Origin of the sequence: Hypericibacter adhaerens (assembly GCF_008728835.1) — a bacterium.
In the GTDB taxonomy this organism is placed as follows: Bacteria; Pseudomonadota; Alphaproteobacteria; order Dongiales; family Dongiaceae; genus Hypericibacter; species Hypericibacter adhaerens.
The window spans coordinates 1575593-1596213 of record NZ_CP042582.1; the positions used below are offsets into that span (position 1 = coordinate 1575593).

Annotated in this window: 23 protein-coding genes; 12 read left to right on the forward strand and 11 right to left on the reverse strand. The window is 66.6% G+C overall.

Annotated features, from left to right (window positions below):
- Window positions 1–101: 101 nt before the first annotated feature.
- Window positions 102–635 carry a superoxide dismutase[Cu-Zn] gene (sodC, locus tag FRZ61_RS06915; protein ID WP_407657929.1) on the reverse strand — a complete coding sequence of 178 codons (534 nt, stop codon included), beginning with the start codon at window positions 633–635 and terminating at the stop codon, window positions 102–104.
- A gap of 177 nt (window positions 636–812) precedes the next feature.
- Window positions 813–1280 (reverse strand): RidA family protein, encoded by a 468-nt coding sequence (locus tag FRZ61_RS06920; RefSeq protein WP_151116022.1) that lies wholly within the window; start codon window positions 1278–1280, stop codon window positions 813–815.
- Window positions 1281–1486: 206 nt separating this feature from the next.
- Here FRZ61_RS06920 and FRZ61_RS06925 point away from each other — a divergent pair, with 206 nt between their 5' ends.
- Both FRZ61_RS06925 and FRZ61_RS06930 read left to right on the forward strand, forming a co-directional pair.
- Complete coding sequence (locus tag FRZ61_RS06925; RefSeq protein ID WP_151116024.1) at window positions 1487–2272, forward strand: 2-keto-4-pentenoate hydratase; 786 nt, start codon at window positions 1487–1489, stop codon at window positions 2270–2272.
- Between the two features lie 16 nt (window positions 2273–2288).
- Window positions 2289–3023, forward strand: a complete 735-nt coding sequence (locus FRZ61_RS06930; protein WP_151116025.1) for an SDR family oxidoreductase — start codon at window positions 2289–2291, stop codon at window positions 3021–3023.
- A gap of 6 nt (window positions 3024–3029) precedes the next feature.
- On the opposite strand, the gene FRZ61_RS06935 is transcribed toward FRZ61_RS06930, so the two are convergent.
- Together FRZ61_RS06935 and FRZ61_RS06940 are read right to left on the reverse strand one after the other, a co-directional pair.
- Window positions 3030–3503: a copper chaperone PCu(A)C gene (locus tag FRZ61_RS06935; RefSeq protein WP_225309154.1), complete on the reverse strand. Its 474-nt coding sequence runs from the start codon at window positions 3501–3503 to the stop codon at window positions 3030–3032.
- A gap of 46 nt (window positions 3504–3549) precedes the next feature.
- Complete coding sequence (locus tag FRZ61_RS06940; RefSeq protein WP_191909333.1) at window positions 3550–4155, reverse strand: SCO family protein; 606 nt, start codon at window positions 4153–4155, stop codon at window positions 3550–3552.
- Window positions 4156–4365: 210 nt separating this feature from the next.
- On the opposite strand from FRZ61_RS06940, the gene FRZ61_RS06945 reads away from it, so the two are divergent.
- From FRZ61_RS06945 to FRZ61_RS06970, 6 genes are all read left to right on the forward strand, one after another.
- On the forward strand, window positions 4366–4812 hold the full coding sequence (locus tag FRZ61_RS06945; RefSeq protein ID WP_151116027.1) for a MarR family winged helix-turn-helix transcriptional regulator: 447 nt from the start codon (window positions 4366–4368) through the stop codon (window positions 4810–4812).
- A gap of 26 nt (window positions 4813–4838) precedes the next feature.
- A complete protein-coding gene (locus FRZ61_RS06950; protein WP_151116029.1) occupies window positions 4839–5192 on the forward strand; it encodes a DUF1428 domain-containing protein in 354 nt (117 codons plus the stop codon).
- Window positions 5193–5456: 264 nt separating this feature from the next.
- A complete protein-coding gene (locus tag FRZ61_RS06955; RefSeq protein WP_151116031.1) occupies window positions 5457–6233 on the forward strand; it encodes a DUF899 domain-containing protein in 777 nt (258 codons plus the stop codon).
- A gap of 39 nt (window positions 6234–6272) precedes the next feature.
- Window positions 6273–6749, forward strand: coding sequence for an SRPBCC family protein (locus tag FRZ61_RS06960; protein WP_151116033.1), 477 nt, complete (start codon window positions 6273–6275; stop codon window positions 6747–6749).
- Between the two features lie 246 nt (window positions 6750–6995).
- Complete coding sequence (locus FRZ61_RS06965) at window positions 6996–7406, forward strand: VOC family protein (protein ID WP_151116035.1); 411 nt, start codon at window positions 6996–6998, stop codon at window positions 7404–7406.
- 126 nt (window positions 7407–7532) lie between these two features.
- Window positions 7533–7961 (forward strand): YciI family protein, encoded by a 429-nt coding sequence (locus FRZ61_RS06970; protein WP_151116036.1) that lies wholly within the window; start codon window positions 7533–7535, stop codon window positions 7959–7961.
- A 16-nt stretch (window positions 7962–7977) separates the two neighbouring features.
- Here the strand turns inward: FRZ61_RS06970 and FRZ61_RS06975 are convergent, their stop codons facing one another.
- From FRZ61_RS06975 to FRZ61_RS06990, 4 genes are all read right to left on the reverse strand, one after another.
- Window positions 7978–8601: a methyltransferase family protein gene (locus FRZ61_RS06975; protein WP_151116038.1), complete on the reverse strand. Its 624-nt coding sequence runs from the start codon at window positions 8599–8601 to the stop codon at window positions 7978–7980.
- A gap of 69 nt (window positions 8602–8670) precedes the next feature.
- Window positions 8671–9714, reverse strand: coding sequence for an aromatic ring-hydroxylating oxygenase subunit alpha (locus FRZ61_RS06980; RefSeq protein WP_151116040.1), 1044 nt, complete (start codon window positions 9712–9714; stop codon window positions 8671–8673).
- On the reverse strand, window positions 9711–10571 hold the full coding sequence (locus FRZ61_RS06985) for a sugar phosphate isomerase/epimerase family protein (RefSeq protein ID WP_151116042.1): 861 nt from the start codon (window positions 10569–10571) through the stop codon (window positions 9711–9713). The genes FRZ61_RS06980 and FRZ61_RS06985 overlap by 4 nt, the downstream gene beginning before the upstream one ends.
- 23 nt (window positions 10572–10594) lie before the next feature.
- Window positions 10595–11554, reverse strand: a complete 960-nt coding sequence (locus FRZ61_RS06990; RefSeq protein WP_151116044.1) for a LysR family transcriptional regulator — start codon at window positions 11552–11554, stop codon at window positions 10595–10597.
- 118 nt (window positions 11555–11672) lie between these two features.
- On the opposite strand from FRZ61_RS06990, the gene FRZ61_RS26575 reads away from it, so the two are divergent.
- The 4 genes from FRZ61_RS26575 to FRZ61_RS07005 all read left to right on the forward strand — a co-directional run bounded on the left by FRZ61_RS26575 (window position 11673) and on the right by FRZ61_RS07005 (window position 13236).
- Window positions 11673–11825 carry a hypothetical protein gene (locus FRZ61_RS26575; protein WP_225309155.1) on the forward strand — a complete coding sequence of 51 codons (153 nt, stop codon included), beginning with the start codon at window positions 11673–11675 and terminating at the stop codon, window positions 11823–11825.
- A 20-nt stretch (window positions 11826–11845) separates the two neighbouring features.
- Window positions 11846–12298, forward strand: coding sequence for an FMN-dependent NADH-azoreductase (locus tag FRZ61_RS06995; protein WP_263641762.1), 453 nt, complete (start codon window positions 11846–11848; stop codon window positions 12296–12298).
- Window positions 12299–12581: 283 nt separating this feature from the next.
- On the forward strand, window positions 12582–12830 hold the full coding sequence (locus FRZ61_RS07000; protein WP_151116046.1) for a DUF4160 domain-containing protein: 249 nt from the start codon (window positions 12582–12584) through the stop codon (window positions 12828–12830).
- Window positions 12817–13236, forward strand: coding sequence for a DUF2442 domain-containing protein (locus tag FRZ61_RS07005; protein WP_151116048.1), 420 nt, complete (start codon window positions 12817–12819; stop codon window positions 13234–13236). The genes FRZ61_RS07000 and FRZ61_RS07005 overlap by 14 nt, the downstream gene beginning before the upstream one ends.
- A gap of 225 nt (window positions 13237–13461) precedes the next feature.
- On the opposite strand, the gene FRZ61_RS07010 is transcribed toward FRZ61_RS07005, so the two are convergent.
- From FRZ61_RS07010 to FRZ61_RS07020, 3 genes are all read right to left on the reverse strand, one after another.
- Window positions 13462–17181 carry a vitamin B12-dependent ribonucleotide reductase gene (locus FRZ61_RS07010; RefSeq protein ID WP_151116050.1) on the reverse strand — a complete coding sequence of 1240 codons (3720 nt, stop codon included), beginning with the start codon at window positions 17179–17181 and terminating at the stop codon, window positions 13462–13464.
- A 394-nt stretch (window positions 17182–17575) separates the two neighbouring features.
- On the reverse strand, window positions 17576–18793 hold the full coding sequence (locus FRZ61_RS07015; RefSeq protein ID WP_191909334.1) for an acyltransferase family protein: 1218 nt from the start codon (window positions 18791–18793) through the stop codon (window positions 17576–17578).
- A 193-nt stretch (window positions 18794–18986) separates the two neighbouring features.
- Window positions 18987–20615 (reverse strand): M20/M25/M40 family metallo-hydrolase, encoded by a 1629-nt coding sequence (locus FRZ61_RS07020; protein ID WP_225309156.1) that lies wholly within the window; start codon window positions 20613–20615, stop codon window positions 18987–18989.
- Between the last annotated feature and the right edge of the window lie 6 nt (window positions 20616–20621).

The following is a 20621-nucleotide window of genomic DNA, read 5'->3' on the forward strand; positions in this document are numbered from 1 at the left end:
CGAGATGGGGCGGACAGCGCTTGGGATTCGTTGGTCCGGTCGCATTTTCTCCGGCGAACCGCTGTCCACTTCGCCGGCAAAGGCTCCGGCCGCCGGACGCCCTACTTGATCGGCGCGCAGGCCACGCGATCGCCGGCGCCGCCGATCGGCTGGGACATGTAATCGTCGGGATTGGCGTGGATCACCACGGCCGAGCCGTCGGCGTCGAGCAGCGCGGGCCGGCCGCCGGCACCCTGCATCGAGACCAGCGTCGAATAGAGCTCGACCATGGCCGTCCCGTCCGCCCCGACATAGAGGTTCGGCAGATCGCCGTCGTCATTGGCTTCGGGGTTCATCAGCCCGTGCACGACGGGCGTCGCCGCATGGACATGGCTGCCGGCGCTCTTGAAGCCCGGCGCCTCGCAATCGGCCTTCTCGTGGAAATGCAGCCCATGCCAGCCCGGCATCAACCCCTCGACCGAAAGCCGGAGCAGGACGCCATGCGGGGCTTCGGTCACGGTGACCTTGCCGAGCGTGGTGCCATCGGCGCCGACCAGGTTGCCGGACCGGCTGACCGGGGTGGCCTCCGCGGCAGCGGCGGCAAGGCCGAGGACCAGGAGCGTCATCGGAATCGGAAGGATGCGGCGGAACAGCATGGACGACCTCTCGCAAGAGCCAGAGCGACGTTGCCGCCGGGCGACCCGCCCGTTATGCGGGCGGAAGCCCGGCGGCCCATGACCTGAAGATCGGGCCTGCCGGCCCCTCGCGGGAGACGCACCTCGCGTGACAATCGCGTGGCGGGCGATGCCCGCGAGACGCCGCCGGGCGATCGATCAGGCGACTTCGAAGATCGCGTCCACCTCGACCGCCACGTTGAGCGGCAGGGTGTTGACGCCGACCGCGGAGCGGGCATGCTTGCCGGCATCGCCGAACACCTCGACCATCAGGTCCGAGACGCCGTTGGCGACCTTGGGCTGGTCGTAGAAATCGTCGGCCGAGTTCACGAACACGCCAAGCCGCACCACGCGCTTGACCCGGTCGAGATCGCCGCCGAGCGCCGCCTTGAGCTGGGCGATGATGTTGAGCCCGCAGATCCGCGCCGCCTGCTGGCCCTGCTCGACGGCGAAGTCCTTGCCGAGCTTGCCGGTGAACTTGAACTCGCCGTTCCAGACCGTGACCTGGCCCGCGAGATAGGCGAAGCCGTTGGCGATCACGACCGGCACGTAATTGGCCACGGGGGCTGCCGCCTTGGGCAGCTCGATCTTCTTGTCGGCGAGAATCTTGTCGATGCGTCCGGCCATGGTCTGGGTCTCCCTGATGGGTCGCGTGAGGCGCAAAACAGGGGGCGGAGCATAGCGGCTGGCGGTGCCGCCTTCCAGACCGTCGCGCCCGGCGACCCCGGCCGTCGCATCTACGTCTTGTCGCCTCGGCGGGGAAGGAGTTTAGTTTGGCCGGCGCCGGCGGCGATGCCGCCGGGCGGCCGGACCTAGGGCGTCGGGGAGCGGGCATGGCAAAGGATGCGGATCGGGTGGCGCAGGAACTGATGCGTCAGCATCGGCAGCGCGAGAAATTCAGGACCTTGAGCCCGCAATGGCCGGTCGAGGATCTCGAGGACGCCTATGCGGTGCAGGCGCGCTTCGTCGCGCGGATGCGTGACGAAAGCGGGGCGGCGATCGCCGGCTACAAGATCGGGCTCACCACGAAGCGCATGCAGCATATGTGCGGCATCGACCATCCGATCCCCGGCGTCGTGCTGGCGGACCGCGTCCATCGCAGCGGGGTCCGGCTGGATCTCGCCGACCATGTCCATCTGGGATTCGAATTCGAGATCTGCACCCGGCTCGGCCGCGATCTGCCGCCGGGCGGCGCGCCCTATGACCGCGAAGCGGTGGCCGATGCGGTCGACGCGGTCTGCGCCGCGCTGGAGGTGGTCGACGATCGCGGCGCCGATTATGCCGGGCTCGATGTCCGTTCGCTCGTCGCCGACAACAGCTGGAATGCGGGCGTGGTGCTGGGCGAGTTCAAGACGAGCTGGCCCGAGCTGGCGCCGGTCGAGGGCGTCGTGCATCGCAACGGCGAGGAGATCGGCCGGGGCAGGGGCGCCGACGCGCTGGGGCATCCTTTCGAGCCGCTGACCTGGCTTGCCAATCATCTGGCGCGGTCGGGCGGCGGCCTCAAGGCCGGCGATTTCGTCATGACCGGCAGCCTCATCACCACGCGCTTCCCGGCCGGACCCGAGCGCTACGACTTCGACGTCTCGAGCCTCGGGCATGTCGATGTGACGGTCGGGTAAAGGGAAGGGGACCTCCATGGACTATCGGATCGACGGCCGCCGCGCGCTGGTGATGGGCGCCTCGCGCGGGCTGGGGCGCGCCATCGCGGAGGCCCTGCTGGCCGAAGGGGTCAAGACCGCGATCTGCGCGCGCGACACGGACCGCCTGCAGAAGACCGCGAAGGAGATCGGCGCGCTGCCGTTTCCCTGCGACCTGTCCCAGCCCGGTGCGGGCGCCAGGCTGGTGCAGGAGGTGACGGCCCGCCTGGGCGGGCTCGACATCCTGCTGGTCAATACCGGGGGGCCCGCGCCGGCGAGCTTTGAGACGATCGACGAGGCGCAGTGGCGAGCGGGCTTCGAGTCTCTCTGGCTCAGCGCCGTCTCGCCCATCCGCGCGGCCCTCCCCGGCATGCGGGCGCAGAAATGGGGGCGGATCCTGGTGGTGACCTCGGTCGCCGCGCGCGAACCCCTGCCGAACCTGATGATCTCGAACGCGCTGCGCGCCGGCCTGCACGGGCTGATCAATGCGCTGAGCCGCGAGATCGGGGCGGACGGCATCACCGTCAACGCGCTGATGCCCGGCTATACCTTGACGGAGCGGCTCAAGGAGGCGGGCTTCAAGGCCGAGGAGGTCGCCAAGACCGTTCCGCTGGGGCGCATCGGCAAGCCCGAGGAATTCGCGGCCCTCGCCTGCTTCCTCGCTTCGGAGCCCGCCGGCTATGTCACCGGGCAGGCGATCGCCTGCGACGGCGGGTTGCTGCGGTCGATCTGACGCGTCTCACCCGCCCTGCGAGGGCTCCGTCGCGCCCATCGGCTCGACCGTGACGTCGACCGTGATGCTGCCCGCCTTCTTGAAGGTCAGGGTCAAGGGGAAGGTCTCGCCGACGGCCAGCGGCTTCTTGAGGCCGAGCAGCATGATATGCAGGCCGTTGGGCGCCAGGGCTACGGTGCCGCCGGCCGGCAGATCGACATGCCCGACCAGCCACATCTGCATGACGTCGTTCTCGACCTTCATGTCGTGAACCTGGGCCATGTCCGCGGCCGGCGAGGCGACATCGGTCAGCTGGTCGGGCTCGGAGCCGGTGTTGGTGAGGCTGACGAAGGCGACGCCGTTGGGGGCCGCGGTCACCGTGGCGCGCGCCCAGGGATTGTCGATCTCGATCGGTCCCTGCTTGTAGTGATGGGCCTGACCGGCACTCGCCACGGCGATGAAAAGGGCGAGAAAGCCGCCCAGCATGTCTCTCACGATCATCGTTCGTCCATCCTCTATCGGTAAGCCCGCAAGGGCGCGATGGGCATCAGCCCTGCTGCAGCAGCGGCTTCAGTTTCGCTGCCATCTCGTCGGGCGTGTCGTCGTAGCGCAGCAGCGTTTCATAGCGACCGTCCGGACGCATGACATAGATCACCGTGCTGTGATTCATGGTGTAGGTGTCGCCCTGCGGTACTTTCTCGTAGAAGGCGCGATACTCCTTCGCTACAGCGGCGATCTCGTCCGGCGTGCCGGTCAGACCGGTGATCCGCTTGTCGAAGGCGTCGATATAGCTCTTCAGGATCTCGGGCGTATCGCGTTCGGGATCGATCGTGATGAAGAGCGGGTGCAGCTTGTCGCCTAGCGGACCCAGCGCCTTCAGCGTCAGCGAGATCCGGCTGAGGGTGGTGGGGCAGACATCCGGGCAGTAGGTGAAGCCGAAGAATACCAGCTTCCACTGCCCCGCATAGTCCGCGTCCGTGACTTTCTTCCCATCCTGGTCGGTCAGGCTGAAGGGCCCGCCGATATCGGCGGCCGTGGTCATGCCGGGCGTGCCCGTCTCGCGGGCGCGCCATTCGAGCAGCAGCACGGCGGTGCTTGCCACGAAGACCGCCGCGGCGATCACCAGACCGGCATAGAGAAAGCCGCGCTTCATCGGCAACAGGCTCCGGATGGGGGCAGCCCTCGGGGCGGGCGGCAGAAGCGCCAGCATATATCGGTGGGCCGGCGCCGGAAGGGGAGGAGCCTGCGGCAAGATCGCACGGGAATGCAAGGGCATGGGCGGCGATCCGAAGCCGCGAGATCAAGACCGCGGGCGCCTTCAAGGCCTGGTTGACAGAAATGTTGATATCAACATAATGGCGTCATGTCGAAGCGCGCCGAGGTTCCCTACGAGACTACGCTTCATGTTCGCGACAGCTGCCTCTGCCTCCATGTGCAGCGGGCGGCTCGGGCGCTGGCGCGCCGTTTCGACGACGCTTTGCGGCCGCTCGCGCTGACCCACGGCCAGTTCTCCCTGCTGATGTCGCTCAACCGCCCCGAACCGCCGAACATGAGCAGCGTGGCAGCGCTGCTGGCGATGGATCGCACCACGCTGACGGCAAATCTGAAGCCGCTCGAGCGCCGCGGCCTGGTGACGGTCTCGATCGACGAGGCCGACAAGCGCAACCGCCGCATGGCGCTGACCTCGGCCGGCCGCTCGCTCCTGGCCGCGGCCGTTCCGATCTGGAAACGGACTCACGCGGCAATCGATCGCCTTCTCGCCGGCGCCAGCCCTGACCGGTTGCGCACCGACCTTCGGGCTCTCGCCTGATCCTCCACCGAACGAGGACGTGACCCATGGCCTATGTCGATGGATTCCTGTTGCCTGTCCCTAAGAAGAAGCTGCCCGCCTATCTCCGCATGGCCCGCAAGGCCGGCAGGATCTGGCGCGAGCATGGGGCGCTCGAATATCGCGAATGCGTCGGCGACGATCTCGACGTGAAGATGGTGCTGCCCTTTCCGCGGCTCGCCAAGGCCAAGCGCGGCGAGGCCGTGGTCTTCTCCTGGGTGCTCTACAAGTCGCGCGCCGATCGCGATCGTGTCGTCGCGAAGGTGATGAAGGACCCGCGCCTCGCGAAGATGCCGAAGGAGATGCCGTTCGACATGAAGCGCATGGCCTATGGCGGCTTCAAGGTCCAGGTGACGGCCTAGCCGCCGGAAGCGGAAACCCTCGCGGCGCGGTTCGCCAGGCCCGCGCTGTGGATTTTCGGTGGCCGCAACGACGGGCGCGCATCCGCGGCCCGGTTGCCGGCAAACCGCTCTTGACGAAGGGAGAGCGTCTCTGTATTTAACCAGAAGGTTATTTAACTGGAAAGTACGATAACGGTGACGCCCGGCACGCCGCCGTCGTGACACCGGCCGCTGAGGCGGCTGCCTCACCGCCGATCATCCGCAACCCATCGAGAGAACCGCATCATGCCCGCACACAAGGTCGTCTCGGAAAAAGAATGGATCGCCGCGCGCAAAGTCCTTCTCGAGAAGGAGAAGACGCTCACCCGGATGAGCGACCAACTGAGCGCCGAACGGCGGGCGCTGCCCTGGGTCAAGGTCGAGAAGAGCTATGTCTTCGAGGGCGCGCGCGGCAAGCAGAGCCTCGCCGAGCTCTTCGGCGGGCGTAGCCAGCTTTTCGTCTACCACTTCATGTTCGGGCCCGACTGGGGGCAGGGCTGCCCCTCCTGCTCCTTCTTCGCCGACCATATCGACGGCCCCAATCTCCATCTGAAGCATCACGACGTTTCCGTGGTGGTCGTCTCCCGCGCACCCTGGTCCAAGATCGAGACCTTCAAGCGGCGCATGGGCTGGCACTTCAAGTGGGTCTCCTCCCACGGCAGCGATTTCAATTTCGACCACAACGTCTCCTTCACGCCGGAACAGGAGGCCAAGGGCAAGGTCACCTACAATTTCGAGGCCATGGACTACATGTTCGACGAGCTGCCGGGCCTCAGCGTCTTCTACAAGGACGGGAAGGGCGACATCTTCCGCACCTATTCGGCCTATGCCCGCGGCGGCGACATCCTGCTCGGCGCCAACAACTTTCTCGACATGACGCCCAAGGGCCGCAACGAGACCGAGGGCATGGATTGGGTGCGCCACCACGACCGCTACGACGCGCCGGAGGAGGACGGTTCCTGCTGCGCCGGCGAGAGCGATCCCATCAGCGAGATGCGCCGCGAGCTCGTCAAGGCGAGATGAGTCTCTGTCTTTCTTTTGGAATCAGATCCGGAGCTCTTCATGACCCAGCGATCCGTGACCCACGCCACCTTCACCATCGAGCGGCTGTACGACGCCTCGCCGGCACAGGTCTTCGCGGCCTGGTCCAGCGTCGAGGCCAAGAGCCGCTGGTTCGCGGCGGACGAAAAGGGCTGGAAGACCGGCGGGCTTACGCTCGATTTCCGCACGGGCGGGCGGGAAAGCGTCACCAGCACCTCGAAGGATGGCATCGCCCATGTCTACAACGCCCTCTATCACGACATCGTCGCCAACGAGCGCATCATCTTCAGCTACGACATGCATCTCGACCGCAACCGGATCTCGGTCTCGCTGGCGACGGTGATGCTCGAGCCGCGGGCCAAGGGCACGAAGCTGACCTTCACCGAGCAGGGCGCGTTCCTCGATGGCCATGACGATGCGGGCCGACGAGAACGGGGCACGGAGGGTCTGCTCGACAGCCTGGGCAGGAGGCTGCAGCAGGGCATCCGGAAAACATGACGAATGGGTGACGTCTTCCTTCTGCCGGCCATGATCGGACGATAATTGTCACGCCTGCTGACTTGTTTGCCGCGAGGAGGGGCTCATCCTCAGGACAGGGCGCCGGGCTCTTCCCGGACGACATCGCGACACCCACCGAGCTTTGCATTCGACAAGAACAATAGGGACGGGCGGCTTCTTCGCCGCCGAGCCGTGCCTTCCGGACATCAACCCGATTCACATCTCCAACCCTGATGAGGAGTGGCTATGCTGGTTCAGCCTTATCTGTTCTTCGACGGGCGCTGCGAAGAGGCGCTCGAGTTCTACAAGCGCGCGATCGGCGCCGATGTAACGATGCTGATGCGCTACAAGGAAAGCCCGGAACCGCCGCCGCCGGACTGCGCGCCGACCTCGGGCGAGAAGATCATGCATTCCAGCTTCCGCGTCGGCGAGACCATCATCATGGCCTCGGACGGCTATGCGCAGGGAAATCCCAAGTTCGAGGGCTTCTCCCTGTCGATCACCGTGCCGAACGAGGCCGAGGCGGACCGGAAGTTCAACGCGCTCGCCGATGGCGGGAAGGTCAACCTGCCCTTGACCAAGACCTTCTTCTCGCCCCGCTTCGGCATGGTGGCCGACAAGTTCGGCGTGAACTGGATGGTCATCGTTCAGCACTGAAGGCAGGCCGGCGCCTGGCCTCGCCGGGTTGCCGGGTCTCGACCGGCGCGGCGGATCGGCAATGATCCGCCGCTGCCGCTTGGGGCGATCGACGCTCGCGAACTCGAACCCGATGGAGTCATACCGATGCGCTTCATGATCATCCGCAAGGCCGACAAGAAGACCGAGGCCCGCGCCATGCCGAGCACCGAGCTTCTGGCCGCGATGGGTCAATATATGGAGGAGATGGGCAGGGCCGGCATCCTGCTCGGCGGCGAAGGGCTGCAGCCCAGCGCCCAGGGCGTGCGCGTGACCTTCGCCAGCGGCAAGCCGCGCGTCGTCGACGGGCCGTTTGCGGAAACCGGGGAATTGATCGCCGGTTACTGCCTGATCGAGGTGAAATCGAAGGCGGAAGCGATCGCGTGGGTCAAGCGCTGGCCGGTGCTCGACGGCGACGGGAATGTCGAGCTGGAGATCCGTCCGCTCTTCGAGGCAGAGGATTTCGGCGCCGAATTCACGCCCGAGCTCCGGGAGGCCGAGGACCGCCTGCGCGCCGAGATCGACGCCAGGCGCTGAGAAGCCGGAACGGCGGCTACCAGAGGCCCGGAATCAGGCGGTAGCGCAGCTTCTTCTGATAGTCGCGGTAGCCCGGCAGGTTTTCCGCCAGGAACTTCTCTTCCTCGATCAGCCGCCAGACGAGCAGGGGGATGGCGGCACCGGCGAAGAGCAGGCCCCACCAGGAACCCAGCGCGATCGGGGTGCCCAGCATGACCAGGAGCCCGCCAGCATACATGGGATGCCGGACGAAGCCGTAGGGCCCCGTCGACACGACCGTCTGCTCCGGGGCCAGCTCCACCGTGGAGGCGGCGAAGCTGTTCGCCTTGAAGACGAAGAAGATGACGATCCAGCCCAGCAGGATCAGGACATCGCCCGCCAGCGCGACGAGAGGCGCCATCTGCGACCAGCCGAAGCGGTGATCGAAGGCGGGCAGGGTGACGACGCCGATGAAGGCGATCGAGGCCAGCAGCATGATGAGCTTCTGCGCCGGCTGCTTCTCGGCGGTCGGCCCGCCGCGCATCCGTCGCGCGAGGAGCGCCGGATTCCTAGCCGCGAGATAGAGGGTAAGGGCCAGGGTCGAGGCGGTATAGACCGCCAGGAAGACCCAGGCCTGCCAGTAGCCGAAGCCGCCCGCGGGAATGAACAGCAGCCCCGCCATGATGAGCGGAAGCGCCAGGAGCCGGCCGATGTCTTTCGCGTTCAGGATGGCCTCCCGCCAGCGCGCCTCCTAAGACGCATGTCCGCCGGCGCCGTCGATGGCATCGAGGACCAGCGCCTGCAGCCGGGCGAGATGGCCTTCCTGCAGCGGCGACAGCACGCCTTCGTGGTAGACGCCGGCCTCGAAGTTGCGCTGCACCGTCTCGCAGATCCCCATGTCCTCGCGCGTGATCTGCCGGTTCCAGGCGATCGAATCCGCTTTTTCCTCGGGCGAGAGGCTGGCGAACCAGGACCAGTTGGTGAGCTTCATGCGCGTGGGCGAGATCGGCTCGATGCGCTCGGCTTTGAAGCTGCGGGCGCCGGCGACGCCCTGGAAGCCGGGAAAACGATAGAACCAGATGCCCTGGTTGCCGCGCAGCGTCGTGTCGCCGCCGGCATAGGTCACATGGAAGACGACGAGACGGCCCTCGTCATAAGCCTCGATCTGCGTGTTGGCGCGATCGACGGCGGCATTGAGGCGCCGGTGAACGGTCGGCAGGTGATAGCCCTCGACCGTGTTCTCGCAATAGGCCTTCCAGTTGCAGTCGCCCTCGGCCGAGAAGCCGCCATCGAGCGCGAGATCGGCGGGCTTCGGGAATTCGTCGCAAAGCGCCGGCAGGGAGCCGAGCCACGCCGCGAGGCCCGGCGCCTCGTCGTCGAGGCAGACGAAGACGAGTTCGTTCCAGATCTCGACCCGGACCGGGAAGAGGCCGTGCGCGGCGAGGTCGAGCGCATCCTCCGGGCCGAAGTTCGGCGCCTTCCGCAGCGCGCCCGTCAGGTCGTAGGTCCAGGCATGGTAGGGACAGACGATGCGGGCGCAGGCCCCTGTCCCGTCGGCTAGCAGCTTCGCGGCGCGATGGCGGCAGACATTGTGGAAGCCGCGCAGGATGCCGTCATCGCCGCGGATCACGAACAGGGGCCAGCCGTTGACGGTATCCGCGCGCCAGCTTCGCGGCTCGCGCAGGCCGGCCTCCGGCCCGAACAGCGCCCAGTTGCGCGCGAAGATCCGCTGCCGGTCGCGCTGATAGGCGGCCGGATCGATGTACCAGGAGACCGGCAGCAGGGTCCTGGTCATGGGGCTTCCTTCGCGCCGCGGTCCTCGGCCTCGATCCGCGCCCAGAGATCGCGCACCATGGTCTTGAGCGTCTGCGCCTCCTGCCAGCGGTCCGACAGCTCGTAGCCGTCCGGCCCCGTGATCGCATATTCCCGCGGCCCAAGCTCGCACAGGAAGGTCAGGCTGTCATCGGGGCCGGCGCGCCGGCGCCAGCTCCGCATGCCGTATTCCCACCAGGTCAGGAACAGCTCGACCCAGTGCCGGTGCTGGGGGAAACCGATCTGGATCTGGATCTGCTCGCGGCTGCCGATCCGCCCCTGCAGGCCCCAGGCATGGTCGAGGATGCGATGGATCAGGGCATGGTTCTCGTCGGAGACCGGGTACCAGAACTCGCGCCCGACCAGGAAATGCGACAGATCGGCCTCGAGCCTGAGATCGGGAAAGCGGTCGAGCAGGTGCAGCGTGAAGATGAGGTCGGTCGTCATCTCGTTGCGGTGCGTCTCGATATTGAGCGCGATGCCGGCCTCGGCCGCGAGCGCGCGCCAGCCCTCGATATAGGGCACGCAGGCATCGAGCGTGTAAGGGCGCACGACCGGCAGCAGATTGATATGCGTGCCGCCCAGCTCGCGGGCGGTCTCGAGGACCGGCGCCAAGGCCTCGACCGTGGAGACGAAGGCTTCGATCTGCCAGGCGAGGCCGTGCTGGCGCAGCAATCCGGTGGCCCGGCGCGCGAACGCGGGATCGCCGAAATCGACGCTGGCGCCGTCGAAGCCGGCTTCCGCGATCATCCGGATCTTTTCCTCGAGCGGCCATTCCATCCCGTCAGGCTGGCGGCGCTCCATGGCCCAGAGCGACTGGAAGACGAGCAGCTTCTGCATGAACGGCCCCCCGGCGCCGATGGCTATTCCGCCGACGATGCCTGCAGCCGGGCCTCTGCCGCGCGGCGCTGGGCGGCCAAGTGGCAGGGATCCCACTCCGTGTCGCCGCTGAAGCGTTCCACCAGCGCATCGATCAGGATGCGGACTTTGCCGGGAACCTGGGCGCCGGGCGGCCGCAGCAGATACATGCCGGCTTCCGGCATCGGGAAATCCGTCAGCAGCGGCTCGAGGCGGCCGCCGCGCACCGCCTCCGCGATGATGAAGGTCGGCAGGACGGCGATGCCGAGGCCCGCGATCGCCCAGGCCATGAGCGCTTCGCCGCTGTCGGCATGGAGCCGGCCCGCGGGCCGCACCGCCGTCCAGCGCTTGCCCACGCGGAACGACCATTCGGCCGTCGCCGTGCCGGTATAGATCAGGCATTCATGCCGCGTGAGGTCCTCCGGGACCTGCGGCCGGCCTTTCTCGGCCAGGTAATCCGGGCTCGCCACCACCGCGCCGTAGATCGGCGCGATGCGCCGCGCCACCAGACTCGAATCCTTCAGCGTGCCGAGCCGCACGGCGGCGTCGAAGCGCTCGCCGATCAGGTCGACGAACCGGTCGCTATAGTCGGCGGCGATCTCCAGCCGCGGATGGTGCTTCGCCAGCTCGCCCAGCAGGGGCGCGATATGGCGGACGCCGAAGGAGAGGGGAGCCGCCAGCCGCAGCCGGCCGACCACCCCGCTGCCCTGGCGGGCCACGGCCTCCTCCGCTTCCTCGAGATCGGCCAGGATCCGCTCGCTGCGCAGCTTGAACTCCAGCCCCGCCTCGGTGGGACTGACGCCCCGGGTGGTCCGGCTGAGGAGCGGGGCGCCCAGATTGGCCTCGAGCCGGGCGATGCGCCGGCTGACGATCGATTTCGACACCCCCAGCCGCCTGGCCGCCCGGCCGAAACCGCCGGTTTCCACCACCGCCACGAAGCCCCGGAGATCCTCCAGCTCGGCCATGATCGCTGTTCCATTTTATGCAACAGATTGGTGCTGATTTTGGCCATATTGGACCGGATTTGGAACCACTAAATCTGGGGGCATCGACATCAGGCTTCACCCTGGAGGGGTTCGTTCCATGTCCACCGTTCTCGTTCTCAACAGCAGCGCGCTCGGCGGCGCGTCGGTTTCCAAGCAACTGGCCGAGAAGGCCGTCGCCCAGCTCCGCGCCCAGGATCCGCATCTGCGGGTCGTGCCCGCGATCTCGGCGAGACGCCGGTCCCGCATCTGACCACCGACGGCGCCACCGCCATTCGCGGGGGCGAACCCGCCAACGCGGCCCAGAAGGCCACGCAGGCGCTCTCCGACGAACTCATCGCCGAGCTCAAGGCCGCCGACACGATCATCATCGGCGCGCCGATGTACAATTTCGGCATCGCCTCGACGCTCAAGGCCTGGTTCGACCATGTGCTGCGCGCGGGCGTCACCTTCCGCTACACCGAGACGGGCCCCGTGGGCCTCGTCACCGGCAAGCGCGCGATCGTGATCGAGACCCGCGGCGGCCTCTACAGCGAAGGCCCGGCGCAGCCCTTCGATTCCCAGGAGCCGCATCTGCGCACGCTCCTGGGCTTCATCGGCATCACCGACGTCACCTTCGTGCGCGCCGAGAAGCTGGCCTTCGGGCCCGAGCTGCGCGAGCAGGCGATCGGCAACGCACAGGCCGTGCTGGAGCGGCATATCGAGGAACGTCGCCGCGCGGCCTGAAGGACGGACGGTTCGGTTCAAGAGGGGCGGCCCGCCACCGCGGGCCGCCTTTTTTGCGTGCCCGGTATGGGTTCCCGCCATCCCGCCCGAACCGGCAATGGCGTCCAATCATTCGCGAAGAGATGCAGCCGCCGGCACGAGCCTGTCGTGGCAGTCGGTTTGGCAAGGCTACCCGTAAAAATATATTATAGTTTTATAATACACTCATTAAGTGAACAGGTCGCTCGAATGAGAAGGCATTGCGATTTTTAACCTAAACGCTTAGGTTATGGGAGGTTGGGCGATGGCGAAGGTGCTTCGCGAGCAGGGATTTCGAGCGGTCGTCTACCCTAACGATCACCGGCCCGCGCATGTTCACGTGATCGAGGCCGAAAGCGAAGCCGTATTCGACTTGCATTGCCCTGGAGGGCCGCCGGCGTTGCGGGAGAATTACGGCTTCTCGCGTCAGGATCTTCGGAAGATCGAAACGATCCTGTCCCGCCAGATAACGGATATCTGCGAACGATGGAGAGCGATTCATGGCGCGGCATGACGAATTCGATCGCACGGATACCCGCGCTGCAGAACGCCGGAAGTCGACCCCCGGGGCTGTTTCCGCGGCTTTTGACAAGAAGCAGGGCAAGATCGTCGTCGAGCTGAGCACGGGGCTGACGATTGCGTTTCGGCCTGGCGATGCCCAGGGCTTGGAACAAGCGACCCCAACCGATCTTGGGGAGATTGAGATCAGCCCCTCAGGCTTCGGCCTTCATTTTCCTCGCATCGATGCCGACCTCTATATCCCGGCACTGCTCGAGGGATTCTTCGGCTCTCGCCGCTGGATGGCGGCGCGGCTGGGCGCGCGGGGAGGCAAGGCGAAGACGGAAGCAAAGGCCGAGGCATCCCGCGCCAATGGCTTGCTCGGCGGTCGCCCGCGGAAACGCAATCGCGAACTCACCTGAAGAGCATCCTCCCCGAAACGGGAGCGGCCCGCCCTCGTGAGGGGCGGGCCGTTCGCACCGGAGGCGCCGAGCCAGGACAGGCGCTCTCGGATTGGTGGCGGCCCTGCCTTTCGTCGGGGTCGAAAATCCCGGGCGCGCGCCGCCGTCACGCGCCCGGAAGTTTGACAGGGAGACTCGAGATAAACCTCAACTCTTGGTCACGTCATGTGCCATTCCAGCCGCCGCTCAGGAGCAGCCGCTGGTCGATCCGCAAGTGGTGCACTTCATGCAGGTCCCGTTGCGGACGAGAGTGAAATTGCCGCACTCACCGCAGGCGTCCCCCTCATAGCCCTTGAGCTTCGCCTCGCGAATCCTCTCGAGCTTGTCGTCGACCGCCTGCATGACTGCGACCCCGACGGCAACCGCTTCGGCGGCGCCATTGCCGGCGAGCCCTTCCACGGCGGCGACCGCCGCCGTGCCATTCCCCAGTTGCGCCGAGACGGCGGCATGGCCGTTGCCGATGGCCGCCGTCATCATCAGATCCTCGCCATTGGCCACGCGCTGCAACCCGCTGTTCTTGAGCACGACCAGGTTGGTCGAGCGCACGAAGCCGGTGCTGACGAGCCTCTTGGCCTCGACCGTCGCGGGCTTGGCCGTGGCCGGCACATTGCCGTCGCCCGAGCCGTTGCCGACGCTGTCGGGCAGGAGGTCGCCCGGCTGCGCATGGGCCAGGTCGGTGCGGCCCAGATAGGAGATGGCGAGCTCGCGGAACACGTAGTCGAGGATCGAGGTCGCCATCTTGATGGCGTCGTTGCCCTCGACGATGCCGTTCGGCTCGAAGCGCGTGAAGGTGAAGGCCTCCACAAACTCCTCCAGCGGCACGCCATACTGCAGGCCGATCGAGATCGCGATCGCGAAATTGTTCATCAGGCTGCGGAAGGCGGCGCCTTCCTTGTGCATGTCGATGAAGATCTCGCCGACCGTGCCGTCCTCGTACTCGCCGGTGTGGAGATAGACCTTGTGCCCGCCGACGATGGCCTTCTGGGTATAGGATTTGCGGCGGTTGGGCAGGCGCTTGCGGTCGTGGCGGACCACCCGCTCGACGATCCGTTCCACGATGCGCTCGGCGATGACGGGAGCCCGCGCCGCGGCCGGCTGCTCCATCACCTCCTCGAGCTCGTCCTCGTCCTCGAAGATCTGCGATTGCAGCGGCTGCGACAGCTTGGAACCGTCGCGATAGAGCGCATTCGCCTTGATGCCGAGGCGCCAGGACAGCATGTAGGCGTCCTTGCAATCCTCGACCGTCGCGGCGTTCGGCATGTTGATGGTCTTGGAGATGGCGCCGGAGATGAAGGACTGCGCCGCCGCCATCATGTGGATATGGCTGTCGACCGAGAGGAAGCGCTTGCCGATGCGACCGCAGGGGTTGGCGCAGTCGAAGATCGGCAGATGCTCGGCCTTCAGATGCGGTGCGCCCTCGAGGGTCATGGCGCCGCAGCAGTAGGTGTTGGCCTGCTCGACCTGCGCCTTGGTGAAGCCCAGCTCCGCCAGCATGTCGAAGCCGACCTCGTTGAGCTGCTCGGTGGTGAAGCCCAGCCCGGCCGTGCAGAACTCCTCGCCCAGCACCCACTTGTTGAAGGCGAAGCGGATGTCGAAGGCGGTGGCAAGCGCCGCTTCCAGCGCCTGGAGGGCGCCCGCGGTGAAGCCCTTGGCCTTGAGCACCATGTGGTTGACGGCCGGCGCCTGCTCCAGCGTGCCGTGCCCGACGGCATAGCGGATGATGTCCTCGATCCGCCCTTCATCGTAGCCCAGCGCCTTGAGGGCCTGGGGCACCATGCGGTTGATGATCTTGAAATAGCCGCCGCCGGCAAGCTTCTTGAACTTCACCAGCGCGAAATCGGGTTCGATGCCGGTGGTGTCGCAATCCATCACCAGGCCGATCGTGCCGGTGGGCGCGATCACCGTCGCCTGCGCGTTGCGATAGCCATGCTCCTCGCCCAGCGCCAGGGCCTGGTCCCAGACCTTCTTGGCATGGGCCGTCAGTTCCTTGTCCGGGCAATTCGCATGGTCGAGCGGAACGGGGAGGACGGTCAGGCCCTCATAGCCTTTGGTCTCGCCATAGGCCGCGCGGCGGTGGTTGCGGATCACGCGCAGCATCGCCTCGCGGTTCTTGTCGTAGCCCGGGAAGGTGCCGAGCTCGCCCGCCATCTCGGCCGAGGTGGCGTAGGAGACGCCGGTCATGACCGCGGTCAGCGCGCCGCAGAGCGCGCGGCCCTTGTCGCTGTCATAGGGCAGGCCCATGGCCATCAGGAGGCCGCCGATATTGGCATAGCCCAGGCCCAGCGTGCGGAACTCGTAGGAAAGCTGGGCGATCTCGCGCGAGGGGAACTGCGCCATCAGCACCGAGATCTCAAGCGTCAGCGTCCAGAGCCGGGTCGCGTGCTCATAGGCCTCGATGTCGAAGCGGCCGTCCTCCTGGCGGAAGGTCATCAGGTTCAGGGACGCCAGGTTGCAGGCCGTGTCGTCCAGGAACATGTATTCCGAGCAGGGATTGGACGCGTTGATGCGCCCGCTCTCGGGGCAGGTATGCCACTCGTTGATGGTGGTGTCGTATTGCACGCCCGGATCGGCGCAGGCCCAGGCGGCGTAGGAGATCTTCTCCCACAGCTCGCGCGCCTTCATGGTCTTGGCGGGCTTGCCGTCGGTGCGGCGGATCAGCTTCCACTCGCCGTCCTTCTGCACCGCCTCGATGAACCGGTTGGTGACGCGCACCGAGTTGTTCGAATTCTGCCCCGAGACCGTGAGATAGGCGTCCGAATCCCAGTCGGTGTCGTAGGTGCGGAACTCGATCGACTTGTAGCCCTGCTGGGCGAACTGGATCACGCGCTGGATGTAGTTCTCCGGCAGCATGACCTTGCGCGCCGCCTTGATCGCCGTGCGCAGCGCCTTGTTCTGCTTCGGATCGAAGCGGCCTTCGCTCTTGTCCGCATGGCAGGCGGCGATGATGGCGTTGAGATGCGGCTGGGCCAGGCGCGAGCCCGCGACCAGCGCCGCCACCTTCTGCTCCTCGACCACCTTCCAGTTGATGTAGTCCTCGATGTCCGGGTGATCGAGATCGACCGTGACCATCTTGGCCGCGCGCCGCGTCGTGCCGCCCGACTTGATGGCGCCCGCCGCGCGGTCGCCGATCTTGAGGAAGCTCATCAGGCCCGACGACTTGCCGCCGCCCGAGAGCTTCTCGCCCTCGCCGCGCAGCCGGGAGAAGTTCGAGCCGGTGCCCGAGCCGTATTTGAAGAGCCGCGCCTCGCGCACCCACAGATCCATGATGCCGCCCTCGTTCACGAGGTCGTCGGACACCGACTGGATGAAGCAGGCATGGGGCTGGGGATGCTCGTAGGCCGAGGCCGAGGCCACCAGCTTGCCGGTCTCGAAATCGACGTAATAGTGGCCCTGCGAGGGCCCGTCGATGCCATAGGCCCAGTGCAGGCCCGTGTTGAACCATTGCGGGCTGTTGGGCGCCCCCATCTGGCGCGCCAGCATGAAGCGCATCTCGTCGTAATAGGCCTGGGCGTCGTCCTCGCCGTCGAAATAGCCGCCCTTCCAGCCCCAATAGGCCCAGGTGCCGGCCAGCCGGTCGAAGACCTGGGTCGCCGAGGTCTCGCCGACCGTGCGCTGTCCCGGCTCGAGCTCGGCCAGCGCCGCCTCGTCGGGCACATGGCGCCAGAGGAAGGAGGGAACGGTGTTCTCCTCGACCGCCTTCAGCCGCGCCGGTACGCCCGCCTTGCGGAAATATTTCTGCGCCAGCACATCGCACGCGACCTGAGACCAATCCGCCGGCACATCGATATCGCGGAGCTGGAACACCAGCGATCCGTCCGGATTGCGGATCTCGCTCGTGGTCTTGCGGAACTCGATCTCGGCATAGGGCAAAGCCCCGGCCTGCGTGAAACGACGGCTAATGCGCATTACTTACCCCCGTAGAGGGCCGAAATTTGCGGACTCCCTCTCCCTCTTGAGCTTTCGCCCGAAAAACGCTCTCTAGGGATTTGATCCGCCGCCAGATATTGGGGCCCAACCGCACCGGCGCCCCAACATATTGAGCGCGGAGTCATGCGATTGCAACCACATTCTGTGGTGAATTTTTAGGCAGCACACTAGATGTAGTGCGATGCAATAGGCCTAGTAGGCCCCAGATGGCAGTTTTCCGCGCCCTATGGTTAAGGAAGGGTGAATGTCTGCTGCGGCGCACAAAATGCCCTCCAAAAGGAGGAGGGGACCGGCAGCGTCGAGGACTCCGGAAACGCTTGTTCCAGACTCACGGCCCCCTGTGACCGGGTGCCGAGCAGACTCCATCGTTCCTCTAAAGCACGCGGCGAAAGCCCGGCAGGCGCCGCAAGCCCTGGCTGGCAAGGAGCGAGAGCCCCAGCGCCAGGACCCCGACCAGGAGCCATTTGGCCAGTCCCGGCAGGTCGGTCCCGCGCAGCGCATATTGCAGCCCGACCGCGATCGGCAGGTGCAAGAGATAGATGCCGTAGCTGTTGCGGGCGAGGCGCTGGTGCCAGCGACCGCCGGCGGGCTGGCGGTCGCGTAGCCCGATCACGAATCCCAGCGCCAGGATCGCCAGGAGCGCGGTTTCCCCAATGGCGTAGAGCCAGGCATGGAGGCCGGCGCCGCCGGCGATGAAGAGCGGCAGCCCTGCCCATTCGAGGGCGACCACCGCCAGGAAGGCCGCAAGGCCGATGCCGAGCAGGGGCTTGGCCAGGCGCGACGGCAGGGCCTCGGCCCAGCCGCGCCGTGCGGCGATGGTGCCGAAGAGGAAGCAGAGCGCCTCGCGTGGCATGTCGGCGAGATGCACCTGCCAGACTCCGACGATCGCGCGCCAGTGATAGAGCGGGTGCTGCATGCGGACCAGGAAGTCCAGGTGGCCGATGCCGACGATGACGATCGCGACATTGAGAAGGTCGGGCAGCGGGCTCGGGGCCGGCGCGGCCTCGGGCTTGCCCCGGCGCCGGCGCCGGCGCCGCCATAAACCGGCGGCACCGACATAGATCGCGCTATAGGCGAGGAGCGATTCCAGGAACCAGAGATGGCCCAGCTGATGGTCGGGCCAGCCCGGGCCCGTCCAGCCGGTGGGATGGTGGCCGCCGATGCCGAAATAGATGCGCCAGAGATAGGTCCCGATATCGATCGGGCCGTAGCCCCGGAAATTGACGTAGTAGCCATACATCAGCACCGGGAAGACGAGCAGCAGCCCGATCGGCAGGGGAATGCCCAGCCGGATCAGCCGCTCCTCGAGATAGCCGCGCGGGCCATGGCGCGCGAGCGCGCCCGGCAGCAGGTAGCCGGCCACCAGGAAGAACAGACCCAGCGCCAGCGGGCGCAGCAGCGAAAAGGGGGCCTCGAGGAAATCCGCCCGGCTCGCATCGGCGACATACCACCAATTGCCGCCGCTATAGGCGAGGCTCGCATGGAAGAAGACGATCAGGACCCCGGCGAGGATGCGCAGATCGTCGAGCCAGCCGAGGCGGACGGAGCCGGCGTCAGTGCTGGTGAAAGTCCCGGCGAGGGACTCTTTCACCCCGACTTCTTCACCTCCCCCATTGAGGGGGCTAGGCACAGACACGTCTTTTCTGCCTCTGCTGCGAGCCGTTGTCCTTATCGCCATCTCCGCGGAGGCGGGGATCCAACGTCAAGCTCGCGCGCTGGATCACGATGAATCTCCGCTTTGCGCGGGGATGACGAACGAGTGAACGCGCTCACTTTGGGAGATTTCAGGCGCCTTGCGGGATCCACCATTCCTCGCCGCGCGGGGTCGAGACATATTCCGGCCAGCGGTAATGGATCGGGGCGGGGAAGTTGCGCGGCAGGAGCGGGGGCACCCATTGCGAGCCGCCGATGCCGCCGCCGGTGCGCTCGCGGAACTCGGCCTGGGCCGCGGCCAGAGCCTGCGGATCGCTCAGGAGATCGACCAGCGTGCCGGCGATGGCGCGCGCCGCGCTGAAGATCGTGGGGTCGATCGTCGCCGGATAGCCGCCCATCGCGTTCCAGACCCAGTTCGGATACTGGTAGCCCGGCTTCGGCGAGGACAGCATCGCGCGCCCGACATAGAGGCGCGCGGTCGGACAGTGCCACGTATAGTCGGTGTAGTCGTCCGAGGTGTAGTTCTTCTGCCAGGGCGGCAGGATCGCGCGCATGCGCGCCTCGTCCTCCAGCGGGTCGATCAGCGCCGACATGGCGGGATGCATCGGCTCGGCCATCGGCGCCAGGCCCAGATTGCGCTGGATCTCGCGCGCGAACTTCTTGGCCTCCTCGCCCCATTGCGGCGGCGCCGCCAGCATCAGGTTGGCATAGGTGAGCGTTGTGATTGCATGGTTGGGCAGGCCGGGCCGGGTCTTGGTCACCCATTCCTTGCGCACGGTGCAGTGGGTGATCGACGCCACGTGATCCGCATTGTTGTCGAGGATGGCGTAGATCCGCTCCTGCATCGCCAGCGTCGGGCAGCGGCTCGCATACTGGATCTGGCTGAAATTGGGCGCGAGATTGTCGGCCGTCGCCTGGCCGGCCGCGAGGATCGCCTCGTTGATGGTCCAGGTGCCGGCATGCGGCAGCATCGCCTCCTTGGTCATCTTGCTCGTCATATACATGAGGCAGACGGCATCGATGGCGCCGGGGGCCCGCGCCATGGTGTGGGCCGAGGCGCCCTCGCTCAGGCCCATCCCGCCCCATGCTTCCGGATGCGGGCACTCGAAGGTGTACATCCGGCTCCAATAGGAGCCGCAATGCGTATCCCAGTTAACCGTGTTGGCGTGCGAGGTGGTGAAGGCCGGGTGGAAGCTCACCGCGGCGTCCAGATGGTCGTAGTAGCCATGGGCGGCATGGACCGGCTTCGAGCCGCAGACCTTCTCGGCCGGCTCGCCGAAGAAGACCAGCGTGCCCGGCAGATTGTGCTTTTGCATCGCGGCCTTGGCGGCGAGCAGCCCGCCCAGCGCGCCGAGGCCCAGCGCCGAATGCGGATCGGTATGGCCGGCCGCGTATTTATGGACGCCGTCGCGCGGCTTCTCGTAGGGGACCGGGTCCTGGCTGTTGGCCGGGACGGCGTCATACTCGGCATAGGTCGCGATCACGGGCTTGCCCTTGCCGAAGGTGGCGCGGAACGCCGTCGGCATGGTGGCGGTGCCTTCCTCGACGTCGAAGCCCTGCTCGCGCAGGAGCTTCACGTACCAGGCGGCCGAGCGGTATTCGCGCCAGGCCGTCTCGTGGAAGTTCCAGACCTCGGTATGGCGTTTGGAGAGCCAGCCTTCATGGGCCTTCACCCAGTCGAAGGCGGTCTCCTTCGCCATCGTCATGGCGGCCGGCGTCCAGGACCGTGCCGCGGCCTGGCTCGGACGATCGTCGGGCATGGTGGA